This is a genomic window from Propionispora vibrioides, assembly GCF_900110485.1.
Taxonomy (GTDB): Bacteria; Bacillota; Negativicutes; order Propionisporales; family Propionisporaceae; genus Propionispora; species Propionispora vibrioides.
In genome coordinates this window covers 52617-77715 of record NZ_FODY01000024.1, presented here as the reverse complement: position 1 = coordinate 77715, position 25099 = coordinate 52617, and the positions used below count along the sequence as shown (strand labels likewise).

Below are 25099 nucleotides of genomic sequence, written 5' to 3'. Positions count from 1 at the left end.
CGACTTGCATGTGTTAGGCACGCCGCCAGCGTTCGTCCTGAGCCAGGATCAAACTCTCCATAAAGATTTATTTATGGAGCCTTTTGATGGCTCTATAATTGTTTAAAGAATTATTTATTGTGACTGTATCACCTAAGTGATACGAGTCCGCACATCTGGCATATTGTTTATACCTTACATTGTTCAGTTTTCAGAGAACACCGGACTGCGTTGCCGCAGTTCCTGTTGACCGCCGCCTTGCGACAGCTTTTACATACTATCACATCGGCTTTTGCCTGTCAACCTGTTTTTTGTTGGCTTTCTTACCATTTCCTGCCGCCCTGTTCAGCGACTTTTATAGATTAACACACTTCTATTTTTATGTCAACTTCTATTTTAAAAAACTACTTCTTTTGTTTACAACAACCTTTTTTGCAGGTACAACCACATTCACGCCCCTGCATTTGCTCCTCTCCCCAGGTTTCAGCCTCTTGGCTGCTGTAAAAAACACCTTCACCAATTTTATTACGTAAAGTATCGGCTGTCTGCTTAGGATATTCAGACAAGTCGGCCTGTTCAACCAAATAGTTGATAAAACCGCCATCCTCACCAATTCCAAAGCTTACAATCCAAACAATCTCCGGTTGAGTCTTCATATAATCCTCCAATCGTTTTTTAGCGGACGGCAATTATCCCTATTGTCCAAAGCGACTACTGCCCATGGGCTAATTGCTCTAACCACTATTAAGTATGAACCCTAAACAGCACCGAAATACATAGCATCAACAATTCCGGGCACCAGTCCCGCCGGATCATTGGCTAGGTTACCGCTCACCTTATCAGCTAGTTCGGGAACGTTTTCTCGCGATAGACCAAATGTCTTTAATGTATAATTGGCACCAATCGCTTCGGTAAACCGATCAAACTCTTGTAGCACCTGCACTTTTCCCCGGCAGTTTTTTCCGGCTAACGCGGAGAATAAACAATCAAATTGTTCACTGGAGTATTCATAAGTGTTCTCCAACCAAGGTCTAAAGAGGCTGATTAGCCCCGCCCCATGACTTGAACCGGTTTTTATCCCAATAGGGTATTGCAGACGATGTGGCATGCAGGTCGATGAATTAGCCAAGCTCGCTCCCATCAGCATACTGGCATAGTGCATTGCTGTGCGTGCAGCTATATTGCCACCATCTTGAATTGCCAAGGGCAAATAATCACGGACCTGACCAATAGCTTCGATAGAATTCATCTTTACCATAGAATTTGTTGCTTTGGATATACTGGTTTCCACAGCGTGAGCAAAAACATCAAAGCCGGTTTCTAGCGTAACCTTGGGTGAAAGCGACAAAGTCAGGAGAGGATCGACAATAGCAACCTTCGGAAAGAAATTCTGGTGGCGAAAACTCGTTTTTATACCGGCAGTATCATCGGTTAAAATAGCCGCTTTATTCAATTCGGCCCCGGTACCTGCCGTTGTAGGAATAGCAACTAAAGGAATAGTTATAGCCACTTGATCCACATTTTTTTTGCCTACTAAGTAAGGTTCAATGCCTTCACCTGTGGATAATCCCAAAAGAACTCCTTTCGCCGCATCAATTACGCTGCCACCGCCCAGTGCTACAACTACGTCCGGGCGATAGAAGGCATATTCTGCCACGCAACGATTTACTTCCGCTGCATGCGGTTCCGCACTGACACCTGCAAATACGGCTGTTTTGACTCCCGCAGCCTGTAGATTGTGCTGCAGCTTGTCAGTATATCCCAATGCCTGCATTGCTCTCTTTCCTGTAACAATCAATGCCCGGGTTCCCAATTGGGCAATTCGGCCGGCAGCCTGCTCAAAGCCGCCACAGCCGAAAACAATTTCTGTTGGCATATAGTACGAAAATTTCATACCATCGCTCTCCTTTGTAAATATACTTTTTATAATTACTACGGTTGTATCCACCTAAAAAAAGAAGGGCTTTCCCTATGTGCTAATGCCAAGGCAAGTGACTTCCCATAACAATAATCATTCCGACTCCTACAGCTATTTTTATCAGCATCCCCACCACATGGCCCACCAGCACACTCTTAGCTACCCGACCGGCCTTGGCCAAATCGGTCTGTTTAGTATATTCCGCTACGTAACTTGCCAAAAACGCTCCCAGGCTGGCTCCCAGAACCGAACCAATAACAGGCAGTATCGCGGTACCAGTCACCCCGCCCAGCACGGCCCCTATAACGGCAGCAAGCATGGCCCGTTTGGAGGCTTTCTCTTTTCTCGCACTAACAACGCCTGCTGCAAATTCTACAACTTCACCGAAAACCAACATACCGAAAAGCGTAGCTAGCACAGTCAGGTTGAACTGTTGGAAGCCTTCATAACAACCATACAGCAGAGCTATAATGAAAAGAAACAAATTACCCGGCAAAGAAACAACGGTTAGAAAAAATCCGGTTATAAGCAAAATAAGCATAAGGCTATGTATGGCAAATTGACTGATGTCCACGCAATATCCTCCTGTTTTTGCATTCTTTCTACAGTTCCAATTATCTGTTCTTACTTGCTATATGTTCCAGCAATTGTTCCGTCAATTGAAGAAATTGCCTCTCTACTGCCGTCATATTGCGCTCGCTAGTGTCAGGTGAGGAAAAAACCCTAGGTGGCTGTTTATGAATTCCCTGATGATGTAACCGTTCAAATTCATAATATAACAAGGCATTATCCACTGCCTCAACTTCCTTTAATTCAGCCTCGTTCATGTCCCCAAGACAAAATTTAGCATAAATAGCCTGTTGCAGCTTGTGTTCGATTCTACAGTATTCCTTCAAATAACATTTTACCGGCCTGGTGATATCAGAAATATATGCTTCACTGGCATCATGAAGCAAACAGGCCAATTGAACCCGTTCACTCAAATGTCTGGCCCGGGCTTCTAACGTACAATTTATACAATGCTGGGCGACACTATGAAATTTTTTGAAATGACCGTTCGCCCGGCACATCTGCGACAGAGCATGCGCAATATCTTCTATATGGATTTCCTCCGCCCGGGGATCAAGTGGGTAAAACAATGTATTCGTGTAAGTTAAAATGGCATTTTTTCGGGACATATGGCTAATTTCCTCCCAGCGATAAGCTACCCTTAGTCTTCTCCTCTTTTCTAGATAAATCCTTCCCACTCCGTCAAAAAGAAAAAATGCCGTTGCGGCCAATCATCATAGATCGGTAGGTTGTACCAAGGCCGTAGTAGCCATGCTGGTTTCTGTGATTTCCCTGATAGAGCGTTTAATGATCTCCAGCATTGTTTCGATTTCTTCCACTGTACTCGCCAGCGGAGGCATGCATATGATCACATCGCCAATCGGACGAATAATAAGCCCATACTCTCTGGCTTTGCAGCATACGCTGGCACCGGAGGCAGCTTCCCAGGGATAAGGGATTTTACAGTACTTATCCTGCATGAGTTCAATACCAATGATCAAGCCACACTGCCTTACACTACCCACATGGGTAAGCGCTTCCATTTCTTTTAGTTTGGCAGCTGCCGCCTCAATCTTGGGAGCAAGGCCTTCGATAACTCGTTCTTCCTTAAATATTGCCAAATTTGCCAACGCCGCTGCACAAGCCAACGGATTTCCCGTGTAAGAATGGCCATGATAAAAAGTCTTTTTTTCCGAGTAGCCGCCCAGGAAAGCCTGATAGATTTCATCGGTCGTCAGCGTCGCCGCCAATGGCATGTAGCCGCCGGTAATCCCTTTCGATAACGTCATTATGTCGGGTTCAACCCCTTCATGTTCGCAGGCGAACATTTTTCCTGTCCGGCCAAAACCTGTCGCCACTTCATCGGCAATAAGCAAAACATCATACTTGCGGGTAATTTCCCGTATCTTGGCTAAATAGCCGGACGGGGACATGAGCATACCGGCGGCAGCCTGCACCATCGGCTCAATCACCATGGCCGCAATCTCCTCGTGATGCTCGGCAAGTACGGCTTCTAACGCTGCCGCACATTGTAAACCGCAAATTGCGGGTTCGGAATGTATTTGGCAATGATAACAGGAAGGAGAGGGTATTTGAACCGTGCTAAACAAGAGTGGCTTAAATACTCTGTGGAATAAATCAATCCCGCCAACACTGACCGTTCCCACCGTATCACCGTGATAAGCCTGTTGCAAGGAAATAAATTTTTGTTTTTTCATTTTTCCTTTATGCTGCCAATATTGAAATGCCATTTTTAGCGCCACTTCCACTGCCGTAGAACCGTCATCCGAATAAAATACCTTATTCAACCCGCAAGGCGTCACCGCGACTAGTTGTTCTGCCAATTCAACGGCAGGAATGTTGGACAACCCTAACATGGTCGTATGGGCAACTTTCCCCAACTGTTCAATGATGGCCTGATCAATCTTGCTGTGTTGATGTCCATGAATATTTACCCATAGCGAGGACACTCCGTCATAAAACTCCTTACCTTCCGTATCAATCAATTTTATTCCCTTCGCCGCCGCAATCACCTTTTGCGGCCTGGCCGCCCAATCCTGCATTTGCGTGAACGGATGCCAAACAAACGTTTTATCCTTACGCTCCGTGTCTATCATACTCATCTCTCCCTTCAAAACAAAGAATCCTATCAATAGCCAGATGCTGTTCCGCCAAATCACCTAATTGGCGCATAGCTTGTTTACCGGCCACAAGGCCGGCTACTGTGGGGAACGTTCCTAATACCGGCACTTTGCCTAAACGCTCAATATACTCCAAATTGCTGCGTTCTTTTACGCTAATTTGTTCCTGATTCCAATGATTGACGATGATTCCCCTTACCTGGATTCCATGCCTTTGGGCATAATCAACAGTAAGCACCGTATGATTGATCGTGCCTAAATTAGGCCGGGTAATCACAAGCACCGGCAGGGCAAGGTCACGTACCATATCGGCTACCAAATAATCTTCCCAAATAGGGGCCAAGATCCCACCCACCCCTTCGATGATAGTAAACTCTTTTTTGCGCAGCATACTCTTACAGGCTTTAACTAACTGTTTAGGTTCAATGACCGTGCCTGATTCAACTGCTGCTACCGCCGGCGTCAATGCAGGAACTAAACAAACCGGGTTTACTTCCTGCCTGCTTGCTTCGGAAAAAGCGGCTGCTTCCATTAAAAAACTGGCATCTTCCGAACGCAAAATCCCGTCTTCCCCATATACCGCACCGGAGGCTACGGGCTTCATTACTCCGGTGTTTATACCACGTAGTCGTAAAGCCACCGCTATCGCTCCGCTAATATAGGTTTTACCGATATCCGTATCGGTGGCTGTGATAAATATTCCTCTACCCATACTTTCCCCTCACTTATTCATTTTTCTGTAAGCTGCCTTGATGCTCTCGACAGCCTTGGATAATTGGTTCCTCTCATGGACGGCACTTACTGTTAATCGCAACCGGCTTGTGCCATCCGGAACACTAGGAGGACGGATGGCCGTTACAATAATGCCACTGCTCTTTAGCTTATTCATGAGCCAAACCGCTTTTTCTGCTTCACCGATCATAATAGGAATAATGGGTGTCGTACCGGTATCAATGGGAACACCGGCTTCCCGCAGACCTTCTCTTACATACTTGGCATTAGCAAACAGTCGTTCAACCAATTGAGGCTCAGCAACAAGCCGGCGTAGCGCAGCCAAAGCTCCGCCCATCGCAGCAGGTGCCGGGGCTGTTGAAAAAATAAAACTGCGGGCCGTATTTTTTATATACTCAATCAGCAAGCTCGATCCGGCTACAAAACCGCCTTCTGCGCCAAAAGCCTTGCTAAGTGTACCAATTTGGATATGAACCTGCCCTGTAAGGCCGAAATAGGAAGCACTTCCTTTTCCTCCGGCTCCAAGAACTCCAGTTGCATGCGCATCATCAACCATAACTATAGCTCCACAGCTTTGGGCCAAATCCACAATATAATTTAGTGGCGCAATATCTCCATCCATACTAAATACACCGTCGGTTATGATAAACCGGTTACCTGTACAGGGGGTATCCTTCAATAACCGGTACAGATCTTCCATATCCTTATGACGGTATATAACAGTTTTTGCCCGTGATAACCGGCAACCGTCAATAATACTTGCATGATTTAGCTGATCGCTAAAAATTACATCTTCCGGACCGGCCAAACTACTAATAACTCCTATATTAGCCATATAGCCGGTATTAAACAGCAGTGATGCTTGAGTTTCTTTAAAAATAGCCAGTTCCTTTTCCAACTGCTCCAAAAGAGGGTAAGTGCCCGTCGTAAGTCTTGCTCCTCCCGCACCGGTTCCATACAATTTAGCCGCCTGCATAGCGGCCTGCTGAACTACTGGATCATGGGTCATGCCTAAATAATCATTAGAAGCGAAAAGGCAAAATGTTCTTCCAGAATTTTCTACCCGAGTGGAGCTAATGGCGTGATAGCTTGCTGCACGCCGGTACAAATTGCGGGATTTTATTATTTCAAGTTTTTCTTGCAGCCAATCCACTAATGGCCCTCCTTAACCGGCACTTCAATAAGTACTGGTGTATTTTCCAAAAATGTAATAAGCGAGTTTATATCCGTGCCGGCTTTCACAAAAAACACGCGCCCTCCTATCTCGCTTCCTGCCGGCTTTAGCTGGGTAAACCGGGTATATTGACCGGATGTCGCCACATAGCCGGCCGTATATTCCGGATCGTCAGACCAACATAATTCCGCAACCATTCCCGATGCGGCCATAACCTTAGATGCCAAAACAACCGCTTCCCGAATGTGAATATTACAATAGCCTTGCTGCTGCAACCATTTTTTATAAGCCGCTTCATTTTCCACATCCATACGCGAAACCCGTACCCCCCGTAAGAGTAGTGGATCAAGACGTTTGCCGGTTTGCGCATCCACCAGCATCGCGCCTCTCAGACTAACAGGCAAATCCGTCAAACACCCGATGCCCGCCTTAGCGGCTTCCGGCGAAACGCCAGAGGCAATGAGGGTCTCGCAAGCCCTTTTCCGTCCCTCATCCGGGTTTTCAGTGTAAACTGACCGGATTGGTAAACATTTGGTCCGTTGAACTGAATGTAAGGAAACGGCCTCAACTGTTAAATTAATAAAATCAGCACTACCCCGACTATGTTCCAGCGCACGGACAAGCATATTCGTCGCCGTTTCTGTTAGAGAATCCCGTTGAATTAGCTTCTCCGCTCCGGAAATATGCTTGCCCCCCTGCTCATGCGAACCGCCTTCGGCAGCTCGCATTCTAACGCTGTACAACATACACGATCGCCTTCTTTCCTCTCTCCGTTATCCGTTTTAATAATATAGTCAATGGCCAGACAGTTATGGCTGTGTATATTATGCCAGGTACTGCCGCCAGCATAAAAGGTATTGCCATATTTCCCAGGATTCCCCCCACAACTAGTCTAGACGTGATTGTTGCAATTGGCCCAGCTAGTACAACTGTCAACCACCGGTTCCCCCCTAATACAAAAACGGCACCGACAACACACCTGAAAATAAGCGCTATGCCTACATTCCATACAGACTGCGTTCCGAGCATCAGCCCTGCCATGCTCGACAACAAACCGGCGGTAATATATTTAGCAAAACCAAATACAGCACAAATAGCAACTGCCAGTGGAGCCGACAATTGAAACTCTGTCCCCGGTAATAATCCGGGAAGTTTAAAAGCACCGGCAACAGATAAAAATGCGGCCAATAGGGCAACCTCTGTCATCCAGCGGACATTCTCTCTCACCTTTTATTCCTCCTTACTTTTAACAATTTCGTTGCCTCTGCCCTGAGTAATGACTTTCTTTACTTTCATACCAAAATGTAATACTTACATTAAATTTTAGCTATCATTCCCGGCTCCATAGCAATATAATCCTATTGTTAACCAAAATAAACCAAGTAGGTTAACAATAGGATTATACTACTTACTAAAAGACATGTAAATTAAAAGCCAGGAAAATTTCACCTTGTATTTCTTAAGCCCTTCCATTCATCCCCTTTATTTGATCGACAAAAATCAACAGAAGTACTTTCCCCCATAGCCACAACTTAACAATAATGGTAAAATAGTATTGGCAAAATCAAAAAGCATAATGTGCATGACTTTAACGCACGATATTTTTATGTATATTATTATATAGTAGAGAGGGATATTGATGACTATTAAATCGTTAAGTCCGCTTGACGGACGTTATGGAGCCATTACAAAACCATTAGGTGATTTTTTCTCGGAGTGGGCATTACTGAAATACCGGACCCATGTAGAAATTGAATGGCTCATTGCGATGGCGGCCCAGCCTGAATTTCCGGAAGTCCGCCCGCTAACTGCCGGCGAAGTGCATTTCTTGCGCAATATCGTCACTGATTTTGATGAGAACGCTGCCGGACGAATCAAGGAAATTGAAAGAACGACCAATCATGATGTAAAGGCGGTTGAATATTTCATACGGGAAACTCTGTCGGAAAGCTCACTGTCCGATGTAGTCGAGTTCATTCATTTTTCCTGTACATCGGAAGATATCAACAACTTGTCCTACGCTTTAATGTTAAAACATGGTATCCAGGATGTCTGGCTGCCGGCAGCCGAAAAATTGGTCGCCGCCGTAGCAGAGAAGGCGGAGGAGTTAAAGGATGTGGCTATGCTCGCCCATACCCATGGGCAACCGGCCTCGCCTACCACGTTAGGTAAAGAACTGGCTGTATTTATTTATCGCTGGAACCGCCAGTTAAAGCAAATCCGCGCGCTGGAATATCTGGGGAAATTCAATGGCGCCGTTGGCAACTTTAATGCACATGCGATTGCTTACCCGGAAGTAGACTGGGAAACTGTATCCAGAACCTTCGTCGAAGGTCTAGGATTAATTTACAATCCACTGACCACGCAAATCGAATCCCATGATTATGTCGCCGAATGTTTTCATGCGATTAACCGCTTTAATAACATCGTTCTCGACTTTAACCGCGATATGTGGCTTTACATTTCACTCGGGTATTTCAAACAAAAAACCGTCAAAGGCGAGGTTGGTTCTTCCACCATGCCGCACAAAGTCAATCCTATTGATTTTGAAAATTCAGAAGCCAATTTGGGCTTAAGTAATGCGTTATTAGATCACCTTGCCAATAAATTACCAATTTCCCGTTTACAAAGAGATCTAAGCGACTCCTCGGCACAACGAAATATAGGAGCAGCTATCGGTTATTCTCATTTGGCCTTGGTGTATGCCGCCAAGGGTTTCGCCAAAACTTCGGTTAATGCCGATGCAATTAACACCCATCTCGCTAATGCCTGGGAAGTAATCTCCGAAGCGGTACAAACGGTTATGCGTAAGCACGGCCATACAAACCCCTATGATAAATTAAAGGAAATAACTCGCGGCAAAACTATTGGTGAAGCGGAAATTAAAGAATTCATCACCAGCATTGACCTGCCGGCAGAGGCCAAAGCCCGTCTATTGGCCCTAACACCTTGCTCCTACATCGGCATAGCTGCCAGCCTCGTTAAGCATCGTAAGTCATAACACAATAATCCAAAAAGGCACGGACTCTCTTCTACTTTGAACAGAGTCCGTGCCTTTTTCTATAGTTCAAACAACGCTTCCTGCTTATCCCGTAAAACAGTCAACTTCCTTGGAATGATACGGTCCCCGGCCTCTACTTGCCCCAGCAGCAACGGAGAATGGATTTGATGGTAAACTGAATTTTTACAGGCTCCATAATCATCGTCCACTGCATAGCAATAGTTACAACCGTGCCGGCAGCTATTATACGCGCCAATATCCACGCTTTCAAGGCAACGGCAACCGCTTCTTTGATTGTTGTCCTTCTTTGGCTTCAATTTATACCCGGTTACTGTCTCAATAATTTCCCGGTCGATACAAGCGGCCTCGCTTATATTGTATCGCTGCCGATCCAGGTCCTCCACACAAACCTGCAAAATAAGCCGGTTCTCTCTGGCAATATCGGCAAACCCTCGCGCAATCGTCTGCCTCGCTTCGTCCTCCAGTTCAACAATCGCTGCCCCTTCCTGTCTGCCCTTATGCTTGCCATACACATCAACATAACTAAAAACGCAACGCTCCGTATAGTTTCGCAAAGACTGGCACAAAGCGGAAAAACATTCCAGATGCTTGCTTACAGAAAAAAATTTCGTGACAATCACCGGATCATAGCGCCAGACTACTCGTTCTTTGCCAATGGTATCACTTAAACGTTTAAAACCTTCGATAATTTGATATTTGTCAGGTACATGTCGTTCCAGTTTTGCATCATAAGGCGTAATCGTGAACTGAAAATAATATACAAACCCCATAGCATCAATAACAGGCAATTTCGTAAGCAGCGGCAAAGCATTCTTGGTCCAGAAAACAATACAGTCAACCACTTCCGGCTTCAGTGAAATGTGGGATATCTGGCGATAATTCATCGGATTCCGCACATAAACAAAACCTTCCCGCAAACGATTGACAAACCAATCCGAGTAAAAAGCCGGTATGTCTGTCCGTCGGCTGGCACTGATAATCATTGTTATCTCCCACTTCCCCGCTGGCGCTTTCGTTATATCTTATACAATCACTGCCAAGATTCAGCCAAGTTTTAAAATCTTCAACAACTGGAGAGCTGTAGCCAACGCTGTCCGCGTCTCATAACAATCAAGCGATATATTTAGAATTTGCTCAATCCGCTGCTTTCTGAGTTGAATAGTCTTATGATGCAAATATAGCTGCGTACCAATCTCCTTGAAGCTTAGACCTGATAAAATCTTTTCCAGTGTCTCCAATAAGTTAGGGTGCGGCAGCAGTGGGCCGATCATTTGATGCACATAATCAACTGCTCCGTCAGTAACGGCAAAAGGAGCAAGCACCTGATAAATCCCGCAATTTTCATAATGATAAATATATCTTTCCGGCCAAACCTGTTTACCAATCCGTACCGAAGTCTTCGCATTGTTTAACCGGTTAGCCAAACCTGACCAACCCTCTGCATAGTTTCCAATTCCCACTGTAACATGAATATTACGGACATAGGCACCTATATAAGCTACATAACTTTCCGCCAGTTCGGTTTCCCGTTCTTTATGGTTGGGACATGAAGCAAAATCGCTAAGGACCACAATACCAATGTCTGTCTCCCAGGCAATCGTATTATTCTTCTTATTTAATATATCAATCAGGAAATCCACGAGCTGCTGCTTATGGTAATGATTATCGGCTGTATCAGACACTCCCGGTACAGTATCTACGTCAAAAAACAATAAAGAAAAATCTTTTGGGATATGAAGCTTGTTTTTTCCACTATACTCCTGCAACGCCAGATCATTTATATCATTCCGGACAGCCAGTTTATTAAAAAACTCACTTCTCTTTTTTCTTTCATACGCCTGATAAAGCAGACTCTCATTTCTTTTTCTTTCACTAATATTACGGGTAACACCAATATAGCCAATATGGGTCCCCGCCTGATCCCGGGCAATGCTTATGGAAGATTCAAGCCAGATCACTTTCCGGTCTTTTCGCAGTTGTTCCTCTTCCACAATGACCGGTACTTTACTGCTGTGCCATTGAATGTTGTCAGTCGTAGTCTTCTGAAAAGCACTCCACAAAAAGGTAAGTGTCGTTTGCTGCGAATTTTTCCCCTCTAGTTCAACTGCTGCAAACCCTAATAATTTCTCAACCGAGGGGCTTATATATCGGATAATGCCGTCGGTATCCAACAGCCAGATCACGTCCCCCGTATTTTCAGCGATAAATTTATATTTTCGTTCACTTTCCCGAATGATTTCCTGCTGTTTTTCAAGCTCAGCAATATAGCCTCGCTCATTTTCTGCCGCATCTTTTAAACCAAGTACCATGCTATTAAACGCAATGGAAAAGTCTCCCATAAAATCAACCCGTTGGCTATAATCACCGGAAGCAACCATCCCTGTTTGCCAAGTCAAATGGCGCAGATTGGACTGCAGGGCCTTTAACGCACCCGGCCAATATCCGCGTAAGTTTATTGTAGAAGACAAATCGCCTTTAGCAAGTGTATCAGTAAAAGATCTAAGCAAGAGAAGCTCGTTTTTCAGCTTGGCAAACTCCGGATGTTTTTCCGCGCAGGCAGAATCACCGTTTGTCACATCTTTTCCCTTTATCACCTGATATAACTCTCTCACTATTTCATTGATTTCTTCTTCCATTTCTTTACGCACGTGGATATCCCTCTCTAAAACCAAAGATTCACTTCACGGATATTTCAGCAGTGAACCGGCAAGTCCTATCGCCTGTACACCAGCAGTCAATCTCCTTAACACTATACTGCTTGCCGGTAAACCCTTCCAGAAGCCCGGCTATAAAACCTTCATCATACACGCATACTTCATAATCCAATTCCGGCAAGCCGGAACAATCCAAGTCCTCGGAAATACTCATTACATATTTTCCGTTTTCATGGTCGGCCGATTCAACCCGTAGAATTCCGATTTTTTTATCTGCCAGAGCTGTTTGTATTGCCTGAACAAAACTATTGAAATCTTTTACATCCCTAATAACGTTTTGATAGAATTGTTTTCCCGCCAGCAACCCTGACTCATAGAACAAAGTATCGACCATTTCCGTTCCGTAATGTTTTTCAAGCACATCGCGAAAACAAAACTGCATAAGCCTGTATACATCAGTGCTAACCATCGGCCCCAGGTTAGGCCTGCCGGCAGCAAGATCACCAAGTAATTCCCATTGAAATTCATATTTTCGCTCCATAACCAGACTCCTCTTTTTGTTTGACTCCATGCAAGCACACTCAGATTAGCTGCACTTGGAAGCTAAATTCAACACTTAACGCCTCAAATAATCTCCATTATTAAAAAAAAATCGCCAAAACCTAGTTGCGGCTTGGCAATCATTTATACCGTCATTTGGTATAGTTAGATCCATAGCTTTGCGTCCTTGTCTTTCGACAAGTTTGCCAAAAAATTCTTCGTTTTTTTACAAATTCTACATAAATTTTACATTTCTAGACTGGCTGTCACTTTTCCTTCTGTCCTTGACAAAAAAACATATTTTCCTGTTACAATCTAGCTCTCCTTCAGGCGCGGCTCACTGTATACAATCTCCATCGGAATTCCTCGACTATCTCCTACCGGCTGTTGAGGAATAGTAGAAAAACCATACTGCATACCAAGCCGGCCAATAACCGACAATACCATGGCATCCATAAAATCATCCAGCAATTGTTTGGGATAACGGTTTTGGATTTCAGCCATAGCCTGTTCGGCTTGTATAAAATACTCTGAAAGCAACTGTGTTCTCTCTTTAAGTCCCTCCGGGAGGGTTTTCTTGCTCACCAGCGGTTTATTACCGTTTAATATAGCAAAACCGTACTCCGGATGCGATTCCCGCAGACGGCCAATGTATTGCGGCTGTTCCAGCAAGAATTGATCCACCTCGCGAATTTTCGGCGTAAATCCCAGTGACTGCTCGGACAGACTTTTTTGCAGCACCTGCAGGTTGCAAGCCTTGGCGGTCTGCTTGTCCTGGGCGTAAACGGCCTGACGGCAGGGAGTATTAAACACACTGGACGCTTTTCCCGGCAGCCTGCTCCTTAATTTCTGATCCGGTCTAGCCACATTCTGCTGACTATTTTCCGGCAATCCAATCGGGATGTCGATAAGCAGGCAGCCGGCATCATTATGCTCTGTCATCAGCTTGGTAATGTCCGGATAATCTGCAAAACCATACCGGCCGGACAAGTCGTGCCAAAACACTGCCCAGCCCCGATATTTTCCCACTCGTTTGCAACTGTCAATGCCCACCCAGCCAGTACCGCCCGTTCTTGCTTCCATTTCTGTATTTCCTTCCATAAAAAAATATCATTGTTAATACAATGATATACATGACCGCTTATGATTGGCAAGGAATAACGGTGGCACAATAGCCGATATTAGGTATGGGAAAATAAGGCGATCCTTCTTTTTCTTTATACACAACTCTTATATAGGGTATCAATGTTTTATCTTTACAGTACGCTGAACCGAAAGAAGTACGTCCGGTCACTTGAAAGTTAAATTTTTCCTCAATAATCGCGATTCCCCTGTTCACCAGCGTATTGTTAAGCCATCTACCAAACAACTCGGTAATATCTGTTTCAACGACGATATCACTTGCAGACACATTAAAGGTTCGTCTTAGCGTTGGGCATACCTCAAAGGGACAACTATGCAAATAGGTTGTTAGCGAACAAAATTCCTGCAGCAGCGGATAAATGGCAAACCTCCTTGTTTCCTGCAACTTACCGGTCTTAAACAAGACCAACTTAGCAGTTAATAAAGAAATATTGCCAGGAATCATATCTATATTAAAAAAGAGGTAACTATAATACACATATCTTCCCTGGCCTCCGATAAAAATTTTGTTTCGTTTTATATTTTTCAAAGGAATTTTACTTGATAAAGTAAGACTTTTACTGGCTGGAATATTGACAACCGCCATACCAACAGCCCCTTTTTCAATACATTCGGCGAACATGCAGCAGTAATCCCATAATCGAAAAGCATGTGTCTATGTAGAGAGTTTGAGGACATCCCCAACTCTCCCCCAAGCTATGGAGTATTCAGAAAAGCTATCCCCACATGCAAGTTAGCAACATTATAGGTTTCACTATCAATTGACAAATCGAAAGTGACTGAGGCCTGGGCCGCCAGCGTGGCAACCTCTTGTGTCCAGACATACTCGGTGTCGGCCCCTACATAGATGGCAGTAACGATAAAATTGGCCAGTGCCGCACCACCGCTGGCGTTATTGTTGGTAATTGTTATTTCTACAAGTGACCCTTCATTGCTGCTGCTAATTGAATATGCGGCAGGCGAATTAATCAGAGACGGCATACTATTTCCTCCTTTTTTCTAACTATATTACATAATATGAATCACTTGCCAAGAAGGAAACATAACTGTCCGCCTATTTACAAGAAAAAGAATAGACTCACTGCACTTATCCTGCCATTCGTTTGTCTTTGCGTCTATTCTAAATATTCTTTAATGCCCCAGGCGACGCCAGCCTCGTTATTGGTTTTAGTCACATAGGTCGCATGAGTTTTTACCTTGTCCGAGGCGTTTCCCATCGCCACCGAATAGCCAACTGTCTCAAACATGCTGATATCATTATTGTAGTCGCCAAAGGCGGCTATCCTATGCAGCGGTATATTATACCTCTCAGCGAAAATAGCAATGGCTTTCCCCTTGCTGGTTTCGGCATGACTGACATCCATGCCGCCATTTTCCGAAGAAACAACGGTAATTGCCGCCGCGTGAAAAGCTTCCAGGAAAACTGACTGCTCCCTGCCGGCCATTTGCCAGATAAACATCTTCAGAACATCCTGCTGCGCCAGTTCTTGGGCTGACTGCATTACTTTGACCGGAACCCTATAGGCTTTAGGCATTTGCTGATTATATTCATGAAAAATATTTACCCGCCGACTATATTCCACGCAATACATGGCACCATAGACGCTGGCAGTAAAGTCAAATTTCCCGGTAAAACAGTGGTTTGCAATCTCCAATACGGAAGCCTTATCCAAAAACTGGCTATAGATTATCTCATCCGTATAAGACCGTCTAATCGAAGCTCCGTTGCAGGAAATAATAGCCTCAATTCCGCCCAACTCCGCAACAATTCCTTTCACATAGACATCATTGCGCCCGGTCGCCAGAATAATCTTAATCCCTGCCTGCCTTAATTCTTCTAGCGCGACCCTATTCTCCCGGCTGATTTCCTTTTTGTCATTTAGCAAAGTACCATCCAAATCAAAAACAATTGCATCTATTTTCATACTTTCTACTCCGTTCACCCTTTTTTATCTAGTACAGGTAAACTACCCAAAAAGTAGCAAATCTCCCCAACCGGAACATCAAGCACCAGCTTAGCACCGCAAGCTGCAACAATCTGCTGCAGGCATTTAAAATCCCTTTCCCGTTCCTGCTGTATTTTCAAACTCCATACAGGCTCCTGCAATGCTTCTTTGGCATGAACCCTGTCAAACATGCAAGCTGCGTGAAGATATGTTCGTACAACACAGTCTTCTTCCATTACTCCGGCAAAAAACTGTTCCGCTATAGCATCCACCAGTTCAATGCAGCAGTGGGCCACTTTATTGACCGGCAGCGCTTTGACAAATTTGCTAAGCTGGGTCTCCAACAGCTTATAGGTATCACTATATTTTCCTACTTTTACAGCCCCAGGCATTTCTCCATCTTCGTAAGCTGTTCTAAGAAATGTCTTAATCCGGTTTATCCCGCCATGTTCAAAAATTTCACTGACCGGAATAAACGGAACATGCTCCACCTGTGGATTAATACTGCCAATAATCAAGTCAAACCGTTCTCCTGCTCTGGTAATAAATTGATCAATATCAACCATAGCTCCCGCCATAGTAAAGCGGGCATTTTTTATTTCCGGGATCTCCTCCAGTAAAATTTCCTTGATTTTTTCAGCCACACCTTGCCCGGTAGCGCAAACCAAGAGGATGTTGGGAGGTTCTTTTTTTTCTTTTTGCGGCCATTCACTTCCCTCGTGCCGCTGCCTGATGGTCATGACATATTCATCGTAGGCATTATAGATGGCTTTCACCGCTTCATCCAAACTCTCTGCCGTTGTAAATAAACGCCGGCCAGCTTCCAACGCCAAAGCAGTTGTTACATTAGGAATGATCCGTACCTGTATGCCAGTTTTTTGACAAAGTGTATCCTCCATTGTCACTAAAAAACCCATATCTACCAATAAAATAACTCCCAGCCCCTCGTCCGTTTCCTGTATCACCTGGCGCAACTTTTCGATCGTCTGCACATTGCTGCGGTTTAAGGGAATGTCATAGGCTTTTATGCAGTCTGTTCCTAAAAGATTATTTATCACCTCCGCCATATTTCGCGCAATACCACGACCATGAGCTACAATCACAAGACCGATGTGGGCCTTGGCATAGTCCTCCACCCCATGAATTAGAAACATAACCATAAAACCGATTTCATCATCGGAAACAGTTACGCCAAGGCAGGCTGAAATTTTCTCTTTATAAGCCGCGACCAAGGCGAAAGCATCCTTATGGTTGGCCCGTATCTGTTCCAGATTAGGATTATAAATAACATATCCCGAATCAATCCGTTTTTTAAACTGCTGCATGTGCCAGGCCAGTGCCAACAGCGTGTTGCGGCCATAGGTGCGCCCAAAGCGATCGGTTGCCGCCTTTAACAGTTCATCCGCCGTTTCCCAGACGATCTCTTCGATAATACTGGCCGGAATATCCGAGCTTTCGCTTTTCCGCAGCACCTGCGCCACAGAGCAAAAATATTTTTCTAAATCAACACCGACTTTTTCCGCCATATCTTGTTCGGCTACACCGATCTGGCGGTATTGGGCAATTTTCCGGTCGATATATTTATAAAAATCAATATGAAATCCATGAGCTGATTCTTCTGCCACTTTTACCGGATCGCTATTGGCCTGAATCAACATTCCATCCCGGAAAAAACGATTGATTTTATCATCTAGAACCGTTCGCCGTTTTACCAAAGCAAAAATACGTTCCGGAATACTCTTGGTATCCAGTTTCAGGCAGTCTCCGGCTTTGGCCGAATATTCCAGATAGCTCTTGGCGCAACAGAGCAGCACGTCATTTCTCAATTCACCAATATTGGCCGCACAGTTATAATTTGCAAAAGTCTCCAGAGCCTTGCCGGCTACCCAGATAGGTATCCCCAGCCGTGCGGCTTCCTGACGCACAAAATGTACAATAATGTTAACCCGTTCGTGAATCGGCCGTTCACTGATCCTTGGCAAACTGATCTGTACCGGAATGCGCCGGCGGAAAGTCATCAAAAGACTGCTGGAAATATCCTCCGATGTGGCACCAATAATCATTAAGTTTGATGTCCGAAGCTTATTTGTCTCGCCCAAACGGCGGTATACGCCTTTGTCGATAAGCATAAATAAAAGTTCCTGCCCGGCTGGCGGTAACCGGTGAATTTCGTCCAGAAACAATATACCGCCCTGCGCCCGGTCCACAACTCCCTCATGATCCTCCGCCGCCCCGGTAAACGATCCTTTTACATAGCCGAATAATTGAGCCAGCAAAAGCTGCTCATTCGCCGCATAGTCGGCGCAACAAAACTGAACAAAAGGAATCTCTTCCGGCTCCTTCTCCTGCCAATAACCTTTAGCGTAATTCCACATAGATTCGGCTAAAAGATTCTTGCCAACACCGCTTTCCCCAACAATCAAAGTATGCAGTCCATGGGGCGGATAGATGATCGCCGCTTTAGCCAGTTCAATCTGAGCCTTGATACTGCCGTCGTAACCGACAATGCCCAGGAAGGCGCTATCAACTGCAGAGTTTTCCGTTTCTGTTTCTACTGCCGGCTTATCGAGTGAAGCACCGGCCTTTTTCAATCGATACAGCACCGGCCGCACGCCTATCTTATCCACTCTCTGCTGTTTAAACAATTTATTCAAATCGGCGGAAGCATCGCTGCGATGAATCCCCAGTTCCAAAGCAATCTGCTGCGCACTGATTCCGTCCGTGCCTTTTTTATCCTGTTGTACAAGAAGCTCCATAACTCTGTCAATTCTCGTCATCGATCGTCCCTCATTCAATCAAAAACATATTGTGTATCTATTCTTGTCAAAGGAGTAGTTCCCCTTTAAGCGCTCTCAAACCCTGTTGTGCATATACGGAAAGGAACAAAATATGGGGCATCGCTTTCAACACGATCCCCATATTTTCAGTGAAGAAGTTAGCCGATCAAGCCGAGCGCACCACCCGCTAAGGCAAAGGCGAACAAAGCCAGCAAAACATAGACAACCTTTACGCCACGCATAATCGCCTGCCAGCATACTAGTGTGATAAGAAGCGGCAATATTTTCGGAACAATTTTATCAATCAGTTCTTTTACAACGATTTTTTTACCTGCTAAAACCGGAATCCAGGCAAAGTCTATAGTAATGAATTTACACACCATAACGCCCAGCACAAAGAGCCCCATAATGGTGAAGAATGTTGTCAATCGTTTAAATAATCCGCCTTCTAAAACAGAGGTTACCGCCGAAGTACCCAAAGAGTAGCCTTTTCTGATAGCCAAATGGGTTATCAGCAGATCATAACCCAGCATGAAAACGCCAAACATCAACGGCCCCATAATACTGCCGGTAGCAGCCCAGCCAAGACAAATTCCCAGCAGACAAGGTTTGTAAAGCCCGCCGCTGATAGTATCGCCAATACCTGCCAGCGGTCCCATCAAGGAAGATTTTAAATCAACGATGGTCGCGTCATCAATCTCCATTCCTTTAGCCCGCTGCTCTTCCAAGGCGATAACAATTCCGTGAATGACGGCGCCCCAACGCGGTTCGGTATTGAAAAACATCATATGTCGTTTCAGACCGGCAATCACTTCGCCCGGCTTATCCGGATACAGCTTTTTTAAGAGCGGCCCCATCATCACGGCGAAACCGCCAGCCTGCAGACGCTGGTAATTGTAAGCCATATGGCTGAAAAACCACCAGCGGAGTATGGCAAATTCCAAATCCAGCTTGGATAAACCGACTGTACTATTTTTCGTATTTTCCATCATATTTCATCCTCGCCTTCATATAAAGATGATTCCCTGACAGAAGCCTGACTGGGAGCCACAGCGCTGGCAACGGCCTCCTTAGGTTGGAGAGAAATATAAATATAGCCCATACCTGCCCCTAAGATAGCGGCAAACAAAAGATTATTCATTCCGCCAAAGGCACTAACCGCAAAGCCTATTCCAAAGAACACCAGCAGTTCTTTTCTGCCCATATATTTTAGCAGCATCGCAATCCCAAGGGCTGGCAACACTTTACCTACCGCATTGAAACCGGCGACACCCCAGTCCGGAACCGAAGCCAGCAAGCTTTCAATAATCGGCGGTCCATAGTAAACTGCCAAATAGGCCGGAATAGCTCTAACTAAAATAACCACCAACTGGGACGGCACAATTTGTAAAAAGATTAGTTTTCTAATATCTCCCTGCTCGGCGCACTTATCCTGCAATGACGGGATCACCGAGTTGAGCGACATAAACAGAATCCACGCATAATTGCCGATTACCCCCAACGATATGGCGATAACAACAGCCTGTTCGGTCGTCAGATTTCCCTGAATGGCAATAGCAGTTCCCAAGAGTCCTGCTGAGTATAAGTCCGACGGATTGGCTCCGCCTGTGCTATTCCAGCCCAAGAACGCCACATTAATGGCCGCGCCAATGATGATTCCTTCCACCGGTTTACCATAAATCAAGCCAACCCACAAACCTGTCATAATTGGCTCTCTGACCAGCCACCAAGCCGGCGGCATCGATGAGCATTGAATCCACCCTAATAAGGCAACCATAAGTGCTTGTAACACAACGCTTCCCCTCCTAAACGCTTTTCTTTATCAAAAACTGATAGTTGGTGCCACTGCCTGATAATCCTTCTTGCTATCTTCCGGTGTAGCCTGAAAAAAGATATGCAGGTCAGGGGTCATTTCCTGCAGCATGGCAAAATCCTCTTGATCCAGGGTAATATTTTGATATACAATCTTCCGGCCCGGACCAGCCCCCAGACCGCCGATTTGCAAATCGCCAAATTCAAAGCCTTCCTTCCAGGCACGATACGTAGTGGCAATATCCTTAAACAGCACCATGGCATTGCCTTCCCCCAATTGCGTCTCTTTCCAGGAGGAGACAAAATGTCCTACGCTTACAATAGCACAGCGGACTCCAGCGGGAGTTGCCATCCGGTATATATTCCCCATCGTACGGTCTTTTGCCAGTACATCATTTACAATGATAATTTTAGTCGCCTGCGTCTCTTTCAACCATCTCGCCACGACCTGTCCATGAATTAACCGGTAATCAACCCGAATTAATGATACTTTTGCCATACCAGCCACCTCTTTAGTTTCAATTATTTATTAAGTTCATTTCTTCAGCAATATTTTTACAGCCTGTCTTTCCAGCATCAACCACAGCCGCGGCCAGTCCCGCTCCACGCAGGGAGGCCCGTAAAGTACAAGCCTCTATGATCATTCCCAAATTGAGCCCGGTAACCGCACTAATTTTCATTTCCGTCATAATCGCTGCAGCAACATTGCACGGTGTTCCGCCAAACAAGTCACACATAATGAGTGATTCTTCCGGCATCTCTTTTAGCACGGCCCTTACTTCAGCCAAATACTCTGTTAGATCGACTCCCGGAAGCAAAGACACCACCTTTACATTTTCCTGTGCTCCAATAATCATTTCCGCACTTTTTATAAGTTCCATGCCAAAGGTTCCATGTGTAACAACGATAATTCCCGGCATCTTTCCTTCCTGTGTACTCACTTTACCTATCCCCCAATCTCATTCTGCTCTTGCCGTGGCAATTGCTTTAACAAATTCTTGAGCAGCGGTAGTAACCTTTGCATAATCACCGTCTTTTTTATGCGCTTTGGAAATATAACTGCCAACCCCTAAGGCCGCGCAGCCCGCCGCAAACCAATCTTTTACGTTATCCGGTGTGACTCCGCCGGTCGGAACAATAGCCGCCTGCGGCAACGGTGCTTTTACTGTTTTTACATAGTTAGGGCCCATAAACTCGGCAGGGAACAATTTTACAAGATCTGCACCGCTGTTTACTGTATTTAAAATTTCTGTCGGTGTCAATGCTCCGGAAATGGTAACAGCCTGATAGCGATTCGCAATTTCCAGCATTTTAGGATTCAAATTGGGGCTGACCAGTAGTCTGGCGCCGGCAAGCATGACCGTATTGGCCGTTTCCGCATCCAAAATAGTCCCGGCACCAACCACAACATCGGTATCGGCATATTTCTCAGCTAAATAAGAAATTACCCCCACCGCGTTGGCACAACTCATCGTAATTTCAAGGGCTTTCACCCCGCCTTCGACTGCGGCCTGAGCGACCTGTTTAGCCTCTTCCGCCGAATCGGTCCGTATAATAAGCACCATGCCGCTTTCCATGATCGTCTTTAAATTTTCGTATTTTGTCCTCATAATTGCTCTCCTTTTTATTTTGCTACATTAAATTGAGGGCCCTGACCGGATAACACACGAATGACCTCTTCGGCCGCCATCACTCCGGCTCCGACAATAGCTTCCTGCGTATATGCACCGGCATGAGCAGTAAAGGTGATATTCTCTAACTCCATCAGTTCTGATTTTTGCGGTGGTTCCTGCGCGTAGACATCCAGGGCAGCTCCCGCAATGCGCCGGTTTTTCAAAGCCTCATATAAATCAGCTTCCACAACCAGCTCACCACGGGCTGCGTTAATCAGAAAAGCTGCCGGTTTCATCATACTTAATCTTTCGCGGTTAACCATACCGATTGTCGAAGCAATCGCCGGTGCATGGAGCGAAACAAAATCGGCTTGGCTGAAAAGCTCATCAAGCCCGGTATACCGTACCTGATACCTCTCGCTAAAGTCCTGTCTGGGACATACATCATAGGCAAGAATTTTCATCCCAAAGGCAGCGGCCCGCTTGGCAACCTCACCACCAATATGCCCCATGCCGACAAGTCCCAGGACCTTGCCAGCAAGCTCAATACCCGTATGCCGATACCAGGAACCATTACGAATAGCCCTGTCCATTGCCGGAATGTTTCTCGCCGCCGCCAGCATCAGTCCTAAGGTTAAATCTGCCACTGATCCGCTGTTTGCGCCCGGTGTAATCGTCACGGCAATTCCCAGCGCTTTGGCGGTGTTCACATCAATCGTATTGTAGCCAACGCCTTGTTTGGCGATAACCTTCAAAGTAGGAAAACCTGCCTCCAAAACTTTTTTTGTTACCTTATCACTGCCAGCGACCATGCCGCTGGCCCCTTTTATTCGTTCGATTAGCTCTTCTTCAGTCAATGTTCTGTCAAAGGGATTGAGGATCAGCTCATAGCCCTGTTGCTCCAGTAGTTCAAGCATAGCTGGTGCCCTTGACCGTGCTCTGGAACCAATAACAATTTTTTCTTTCACCTTTTTTACACCCCCTATGGTTGGCAACTGCCTATATCTATTGCAAATTGCGTGCCACTACACATAAATGCTTAAATTCTTCTATAGAACGACCGGCACACTACACTACTCTTTCTTGTGTAGTACCCGTATCCGGCAAATCCGCCGCAGGATACACCAATCGGCTAGGCTGACTAACTAAACGACTGCCAAGTTTATGCCTCGCGTAAAGGAACACCATATTCGCGGGAAATAGTTTTTAACTCCTCCAGCAGTCCGTCAGAAATTTCAATTCCCTGCTTCAGCAAAGTTTGTTCCGTCTGTTGCTCACGTTCGCCAGGCAAATAGATTTCACTCACCCCGGCAGCTTTTCCTACCGCCTTAATCTCCCGGCAGAATCTTTCGGTGCGTTCATAATACTCCGGCAAGCCAGTAGTAAACGCATCGGCCTTTATAACAATAAACAGATGCCCTACATTCGCCTGATTCTGCCCGTTTTGATAGGAAGCAACCTCCCGGCCAAAGCCGGCTCCGGTAAATACACCACATAAATGATCAATTGCCATAGCCAGCGCGTATCCCTTCGGACCGGCCATTGGTAAAATCATTCCCGCCAACGCCTCCTGTGCATTGGTGGTCGGTCGCCCCTCTTTGTCCAATGCCCAGCCTTCCGGCAATAGCCCGCCCTGCTTTGCAGCCGAAATGATTTTCCCCCGGGCGACAACACTAGTCGCCAAATCAATTACCACCGGTGCTTTATCCTGGCGAGGTAAGCCGATGGCTATCGGATTTGTCCCTAAGTAAGCTTCCTTGCCTCCCCAAGGGGGAATAGCCGCTAGCGCGTTGGTCAAAACAATAGTGATATAATTCCGTTTGGCCGCAAGCTCACAATAAAATCCGGCAGCACCAAAATGATTGCTGCCCTTAACACCGGCCAGGCACAAACCCTGCTTATCCGCTCCCGCCATGGCCGCCTCCAGTGCTTGAAAACCTACTATGGAGCCAAGACCATTATCCCCGTCTACGGCCAACACTGCCGGAAAAATATTCTTGATGGTAATAGCGGGGTGCGAATTAATCGTACCGTTTTGAAGTCGCATCAGATACCGGGGAAAACGGCTGATACCATGAGTCCCAATCCCCCATAAATCGGCCCTCAAAAGATTGTCGGCCACAATCTCACTGTCCTGCCCTGCTATTCCTGCCTTATCAAGAACTTGTACCATAAACCGGTGCAACTCTTCTGCGAAAAAACTCTTTTTTTCACCCATGAACTCACTTCCCTTTTTATGGATTAGCGCAATATAGCCAGACGTTTCCCTTTTCTTGTTTCGTCTGAGAAATAAAAACAACATTTACTCTTGCGCCAGATTCAACTACACTTTTATATAAGTGCAATATCTATGCCACTACACATGGTCAGCCCATTTTATTATTTATTTACGAGCCCGATAAAAGAGCTGAGACTTCCCTCTCAACGCAATAGCCATCTTTAGATGGCAAAAAACAGGCTTTCAAAGATAGTCACTGTATGAACTATCCCGAAAAGCCTGTTTCCTCTTAATAGAAAACAAAAAACCCATCCCGCTTACAGGAATGAGTTTATGTATTGGTAACTTACCGATTATTTACCGGTATCAACCGTTGCGAAACCGCGTGACGGGTTGGCACAATCTTCCGGGGCAATTTTCGTCTTATCGGTACGGGCAAATCCCATACCTGCCGTACTGCAATCGGTCGGCCCGCAACCGCAGCTAGCATCTGATGCCTTCTTACCGGCATTAGTAAGACCGAAACCTCTTTCCGGCAACCCGCAGCTTTCCGGGGCAATAGCCGTATCTTGGGTGCGAGCAAAGCCCTTGCCTGCTGTGCTGCACTCGCCCTGGCTCATTTCATTCTGTTCATCACTCATCATCATCATCCTCCTAAAATCATGTAAATGTAAAACCTGTAAAGATCCTTTCGATCTCTACTGTTCTTGCTGTAGTTACCACTGCTAATGCTCTATCCAGTTGAATATATTATGTGTAGTTAAACTTAAAACATTCAGCTTTGAGCTTAAGTCAACACATGGACAAATTTATTTTATTAATTAATAATTATTATCTGTTGATTATAATAACTCATTATCCTTTCTTTGTCAATGATTAAC

26 protein-coding genes, 1 rRNA gene and 1 riboswitch are annotated in these 25099 nt (G+C 45.5%); of the genes, 1 reads left to right on the top strand and 26 read right to left on the bottom strand.

Going from position 1 to position 25099, the window contains the following annotated elements:
• From BMW43_RS16460 to BMW43_RS16415, 10 genes are all read right to left on the bottom strand, one after another.
• A 16S ribosomal RNA gene (locus BMW43_RS16460) occupies nt 1-64 on the bottom strand; the annotation flags it as partial.
• Nucleotides 65-383: 319 nt separating this feature from the next.
• Complete coding sequence (locus BMW43_RS16455; RefSeq protein ID WP_091750150.1) at nt 384-635, bottom strand: hypothetical protein; 252 nt, start codon at nt 633-635, stop codon at nt 384-386.
• 101 nt (nt 636-736) lie between these two features.
• Complete coding sequence (locus tag BMW43_RS16450) at nt 737-1873, bottom strand: iron-containing alcohol dehydrogenase (protein ID WP_091750147.1); 1137 nt, start codon at nt 1871-1873, stop codon at nt 737-739.
• Between the two features lie 82 nt (nt 1874-1955).
• Entirely contained in the window at nt 1956-2471 is a 516-nt protein-coding gene (locus BMW43_RS16445; RefSeq protein WP_091750145.1) for a DUF456 domain-containing protein, read from the bottom strand.
• Nucleotides 2472-2511: 40 nt separating this feature from the next.
• The gene (locus BMW43_RS16440; RefSeq protein ID WP_091750142.1) at nt 2512-3075 is read right to left on the bottom strand and encodes a hypothetical protein; all 564 of its coding nucleotides are present in this window, start codon (nt 3073-3075) and stop codon (nt 2512-2514) included.
• A 105-nt stretch (nt 3076-3180) separates the two neighbouring features.
• On the bottom strand, nt 3181-4563 hold the full coding sequence (bioA, locus tag BMW43_RS16435) for an adenosylmethionine--8-amino-7-oxononanoate transaminase (RefSeq protein ID WP_091750139.1): 1383 nt from the start codon (nt 4561-4563) through the stop codon (nt 3181-3183).
• On the bottom strand, nt 4544-5299 hold the full coding sequence (gene bioD / locus BMW43_RS16430; RefSeq protein ID WP_091750136.1) for a dethiobiotin synthase: 756 nt from the start codon (nt 5297-5299) through the stop codon (nt 4544-4546). Before bioD ends, bioA begins: the two co-directional genes overlap by 20 nt.
• 9 nt (nt 5300-5308) lie before the next feature.
• Nucleotides 5309-6472, bottom strand: coding sequence for an 8-amino-7-oxononanoate synthase (bioF, locus tag BMW43_RS16425; RefSeq protein ID WP_091750133.1), 1164 nt, complete (start codon nt 6470-6472; stop codon nt 5309-5311).
• On the bottom strand, nt 6472-7239 hold the full coding sequence (locus BMW43_RS16420; protein WP_091750130.1) for a 6-carboxyhexanoate--CoA ligase: 768 nt from the start codon (nt 7237-7239) through the stop codon (nt 6472-6474). The genes bioF and BMW43_RS16420 overlap by 1 nt, the downstream gene beginning before the upstream one ends.
• Nucleotides 7223-7720 carry a hypothetical protein gene (locus BMW43_RS16415; protein ID WP_245732548.1) on the bottom strand — a complete coding sequence of 166 codons (498 nt, stop codon included), beginning with the start codon at nt 7718-7720 and terminating at the stop codon, nt 7223-7225. Before BMW43_RS16415 ends, BMW43_RS16420 begins: the two co-directional genes overlap by 17 nt.
• Nucleotides 7721-8132: 412 nt before the next feature.
• On the opposite strand from BMW43_RS16415, the gene purB reads away from it, so the two are divergent.
• Nucleotides 8133-9494 carry an adenylosuccinate lyase gene (gene purB, locus BMW43_RS16410; protein WP_091750127.1) on the top strand — a complete coding sequence of 454 codons (1362 nt, stop codon included), beginning with the start codon at nt 8133-8135 and terminating at the stop codon, nt 9492-9494.
• Between the two features lie 59 nt (nt 9495-9553).
• On the opposite strand, the gene BMW43_RS16405 is transcribed toward purB, so the two are convergent.
• The 16 genes from BMW43_RS16405 to BMW43_RS16330 all read right to left on the bottom strand — a co-directional run bounded on the left by BMW43_RS16405 (nt 9554) and on the right by BMW43_RS16330 (nt 24859).
• The gene (locus BMW43_RS16405; protein ID WP_091750124.1) at nt 9554-10498 is read right to left on the bottom strand and encodes a DUF1848 domain-containing protein; all 945 of its coding nucleotides are present in this window, start codon (nt 10496-10498) and stop codon (nt 9554-9556) included.
• Nucleotides 10499-10558: 60 nt separating this feature from the next.
• Nucleotides 10559-12163 (bottom strand): PAS domain S-box protein, encoded by a 1605-nt coding sequence (locus tag BMW43_RS16400; protein ID WP_091750120.1) that lies wholly within the window; start codon nt 12161-12163, stop codon nt 10559-10561.
• A gap of 28 nt (nt 12164-12191) precedes the next feature.
• Complete coding sequence (locus tag BMW43_RS16395; protein WP_091750117.1) at nt 12192-12710, bottom strand: V4R domain-containing protein; 519 nt, start codon at nt 12708-12710, stop codon at nt 12192-12194.
• A gap of 123 nt (nt 12711-12833) precedes the next feature.
• Nucleotides 12834-12927: riboswitch (cyclic di-GMP riboswitch) on the bottom strand.
• Nucleotides 12928-13024: 97 nt separating this feature from the next.
• Complete coding sequence (locus BMW43_RS16390) at nt 13025-13792, bottom strand: DUF429 domain-containing protein (protein WP_177173641.1); 768 nt, start codon at nt 13790-13792, stop codon at nt 13025-13027.
• 58 nt (nt 13793-13850) lie between these two features.
• On the bottom strand, nt 13851-14438 hold the full coding sequence (locus BMW43_RS16385) for a DNRLRE domain-containing protein (RefSeq protein WP_177173640.1): 588 nt from the start codon (nt 14436-14438) through the stop codon (nt 13851-13853).
• A gap of 110 nt (nt 14439-14548) precedes the next feature.
• Nucleotides 14549-14833, bottom strand: coding sequence for a hypothetical protein (locus BMW43_RS16380; RefSeq protein ID WP_091750108.1), 285 nt, complete (start codon nt 14831-14833; stop codon nt 14549-14551).
• Nucleotides 14834-14967: 134 nt separating this feature from the next.
• Complete coding sequence (locus BMW43_RS16375) at nt 14968-15777, bottom strand: HAD family hydrolase (RefSeq protein ID WP_091750105.1); 810 nt, start codon at nt 15775-15777, stop codon at nt 14968-14970.
• Nucleotides 15778-15791: 14 nt separating this feature from the next.
• Complete coding sequence (locus BMW43_RS16370) at nt 15792-18575, bottom strand: sigma-54-dependent transcriptional regulator (protein ID WP_143050645.1); 2784 nt, start codon at nt 18573-18575, stop codon at nt 15792-15794.
• 158 nt (nt 18576-18733) lie between these two features.
• Nucleotides 18734-19567 carry a PTS system mannose/fructose/sorbose family transporter subunit IID gene (locus BMW43_RS16365; protein ID WP_245732546.1) on the bottom strand — a complete coding sequence of 278 codons (834 nt, stop codon included), beginning with the start codon at nt 19565-19567 and terminating at the stop codon, nt 18734-18736.
• Nucleotides 19564-20367 carry a PTS mannose/fructose/sorbose/N-acetylgalactosamine transporter subunit IIC gene (locus BMW43_RS16360; protein ID WP_091750099.1) on the bottom strand — a complete coding sequence of 268 codons (804 nt, stop codon included), beginning with the start codon at nt 20365-20367 and terminating at the stop codon, nt 19564-19566. The genes BMW43_RS16365 and BMW43_RS16360 overlap by 4 nt, the downstream gene beginning before the upstream one ends.
• A gap of 30 nt (nt 20368-20397) precedes the next feature.
• Nucleotides 20398-20886 (bottom strand): PTS sugar transporter subunit IIB, encoded by a 489-nt coding sequence (locus BMW43_RS16355; protein WP_091750097.1) that lies wholly within the window; start codon nt 20884-20886, stop codon nt 20398-20400.
• A gap of 19 nt (nt 20887-20905) precedes the next feature.
• Nucleotides 20906-21328: a PTS sugar transporter subunit IIA gene (locus tag BMW43_RS16350; RefSeq protein WP_245732544.1), complete on the bottom strand. Its 423-nt coding sequence runs from the start codon at nt 21326-21328 to the stop codon at nt 20906-20908.
• 18 nt (nt 21329-21346) lie between these two features.
• The gene (eda, locus tag BMW43_RS16345) at nt 21347-21997 is read right to left on the bottom strand and encodes a bifunctional 4-hydroxy-2-oxoglutarate aldolase/2-dehydro-3-deoxy-phosphogluconate aldolase (RefSeq protein WP_091750090.1); all 651 of its coding nucleotides are present in this window, start codon (nt 21995-21997) and stop codon (nt 21347-21349) included.
• 14 nt (nt 21998-22011) lie between these two features.
• Nucleotides 22012-22968, bottom strand: a complete 957-nt coding sequence (locus BMW43_RS16340; protein ID WP_091750087.1) for a phosphoglycerate dehydrogenase — start codon at nt 22966-22968, stop codon at nt 22012-22014.
• A gap of 194 nt (nt 22969-23162) precedes the next feature.
• The gene (locus tag BMW43_RS16335; RefSeq protein ID WP_091750084.1) at nt 23163-24218 is read right to left on the bottom strand and encodes an Ldh family oxidoreductase; all 1056 of its coding nucleotides are present in this window, start codon (nt 24216-24218) and stop codon (nt 23163-23165) included.
• Nucleotides 24219-24571: 353 nt separating this feature from the next.
• The gene (locus BMW43_RS16330) at nt 24572-24859 is read right to left on the bottom strand and encodes a hypothetical protein (protein WP_091750081.1); all 288 of its coding nucleotides are present in this window, start codon (nt 24857-24859) and stop codon (nt 24572-24574) included.
• Nucleotides 24860-25099 lie beyond the last annotated feature (240 nt).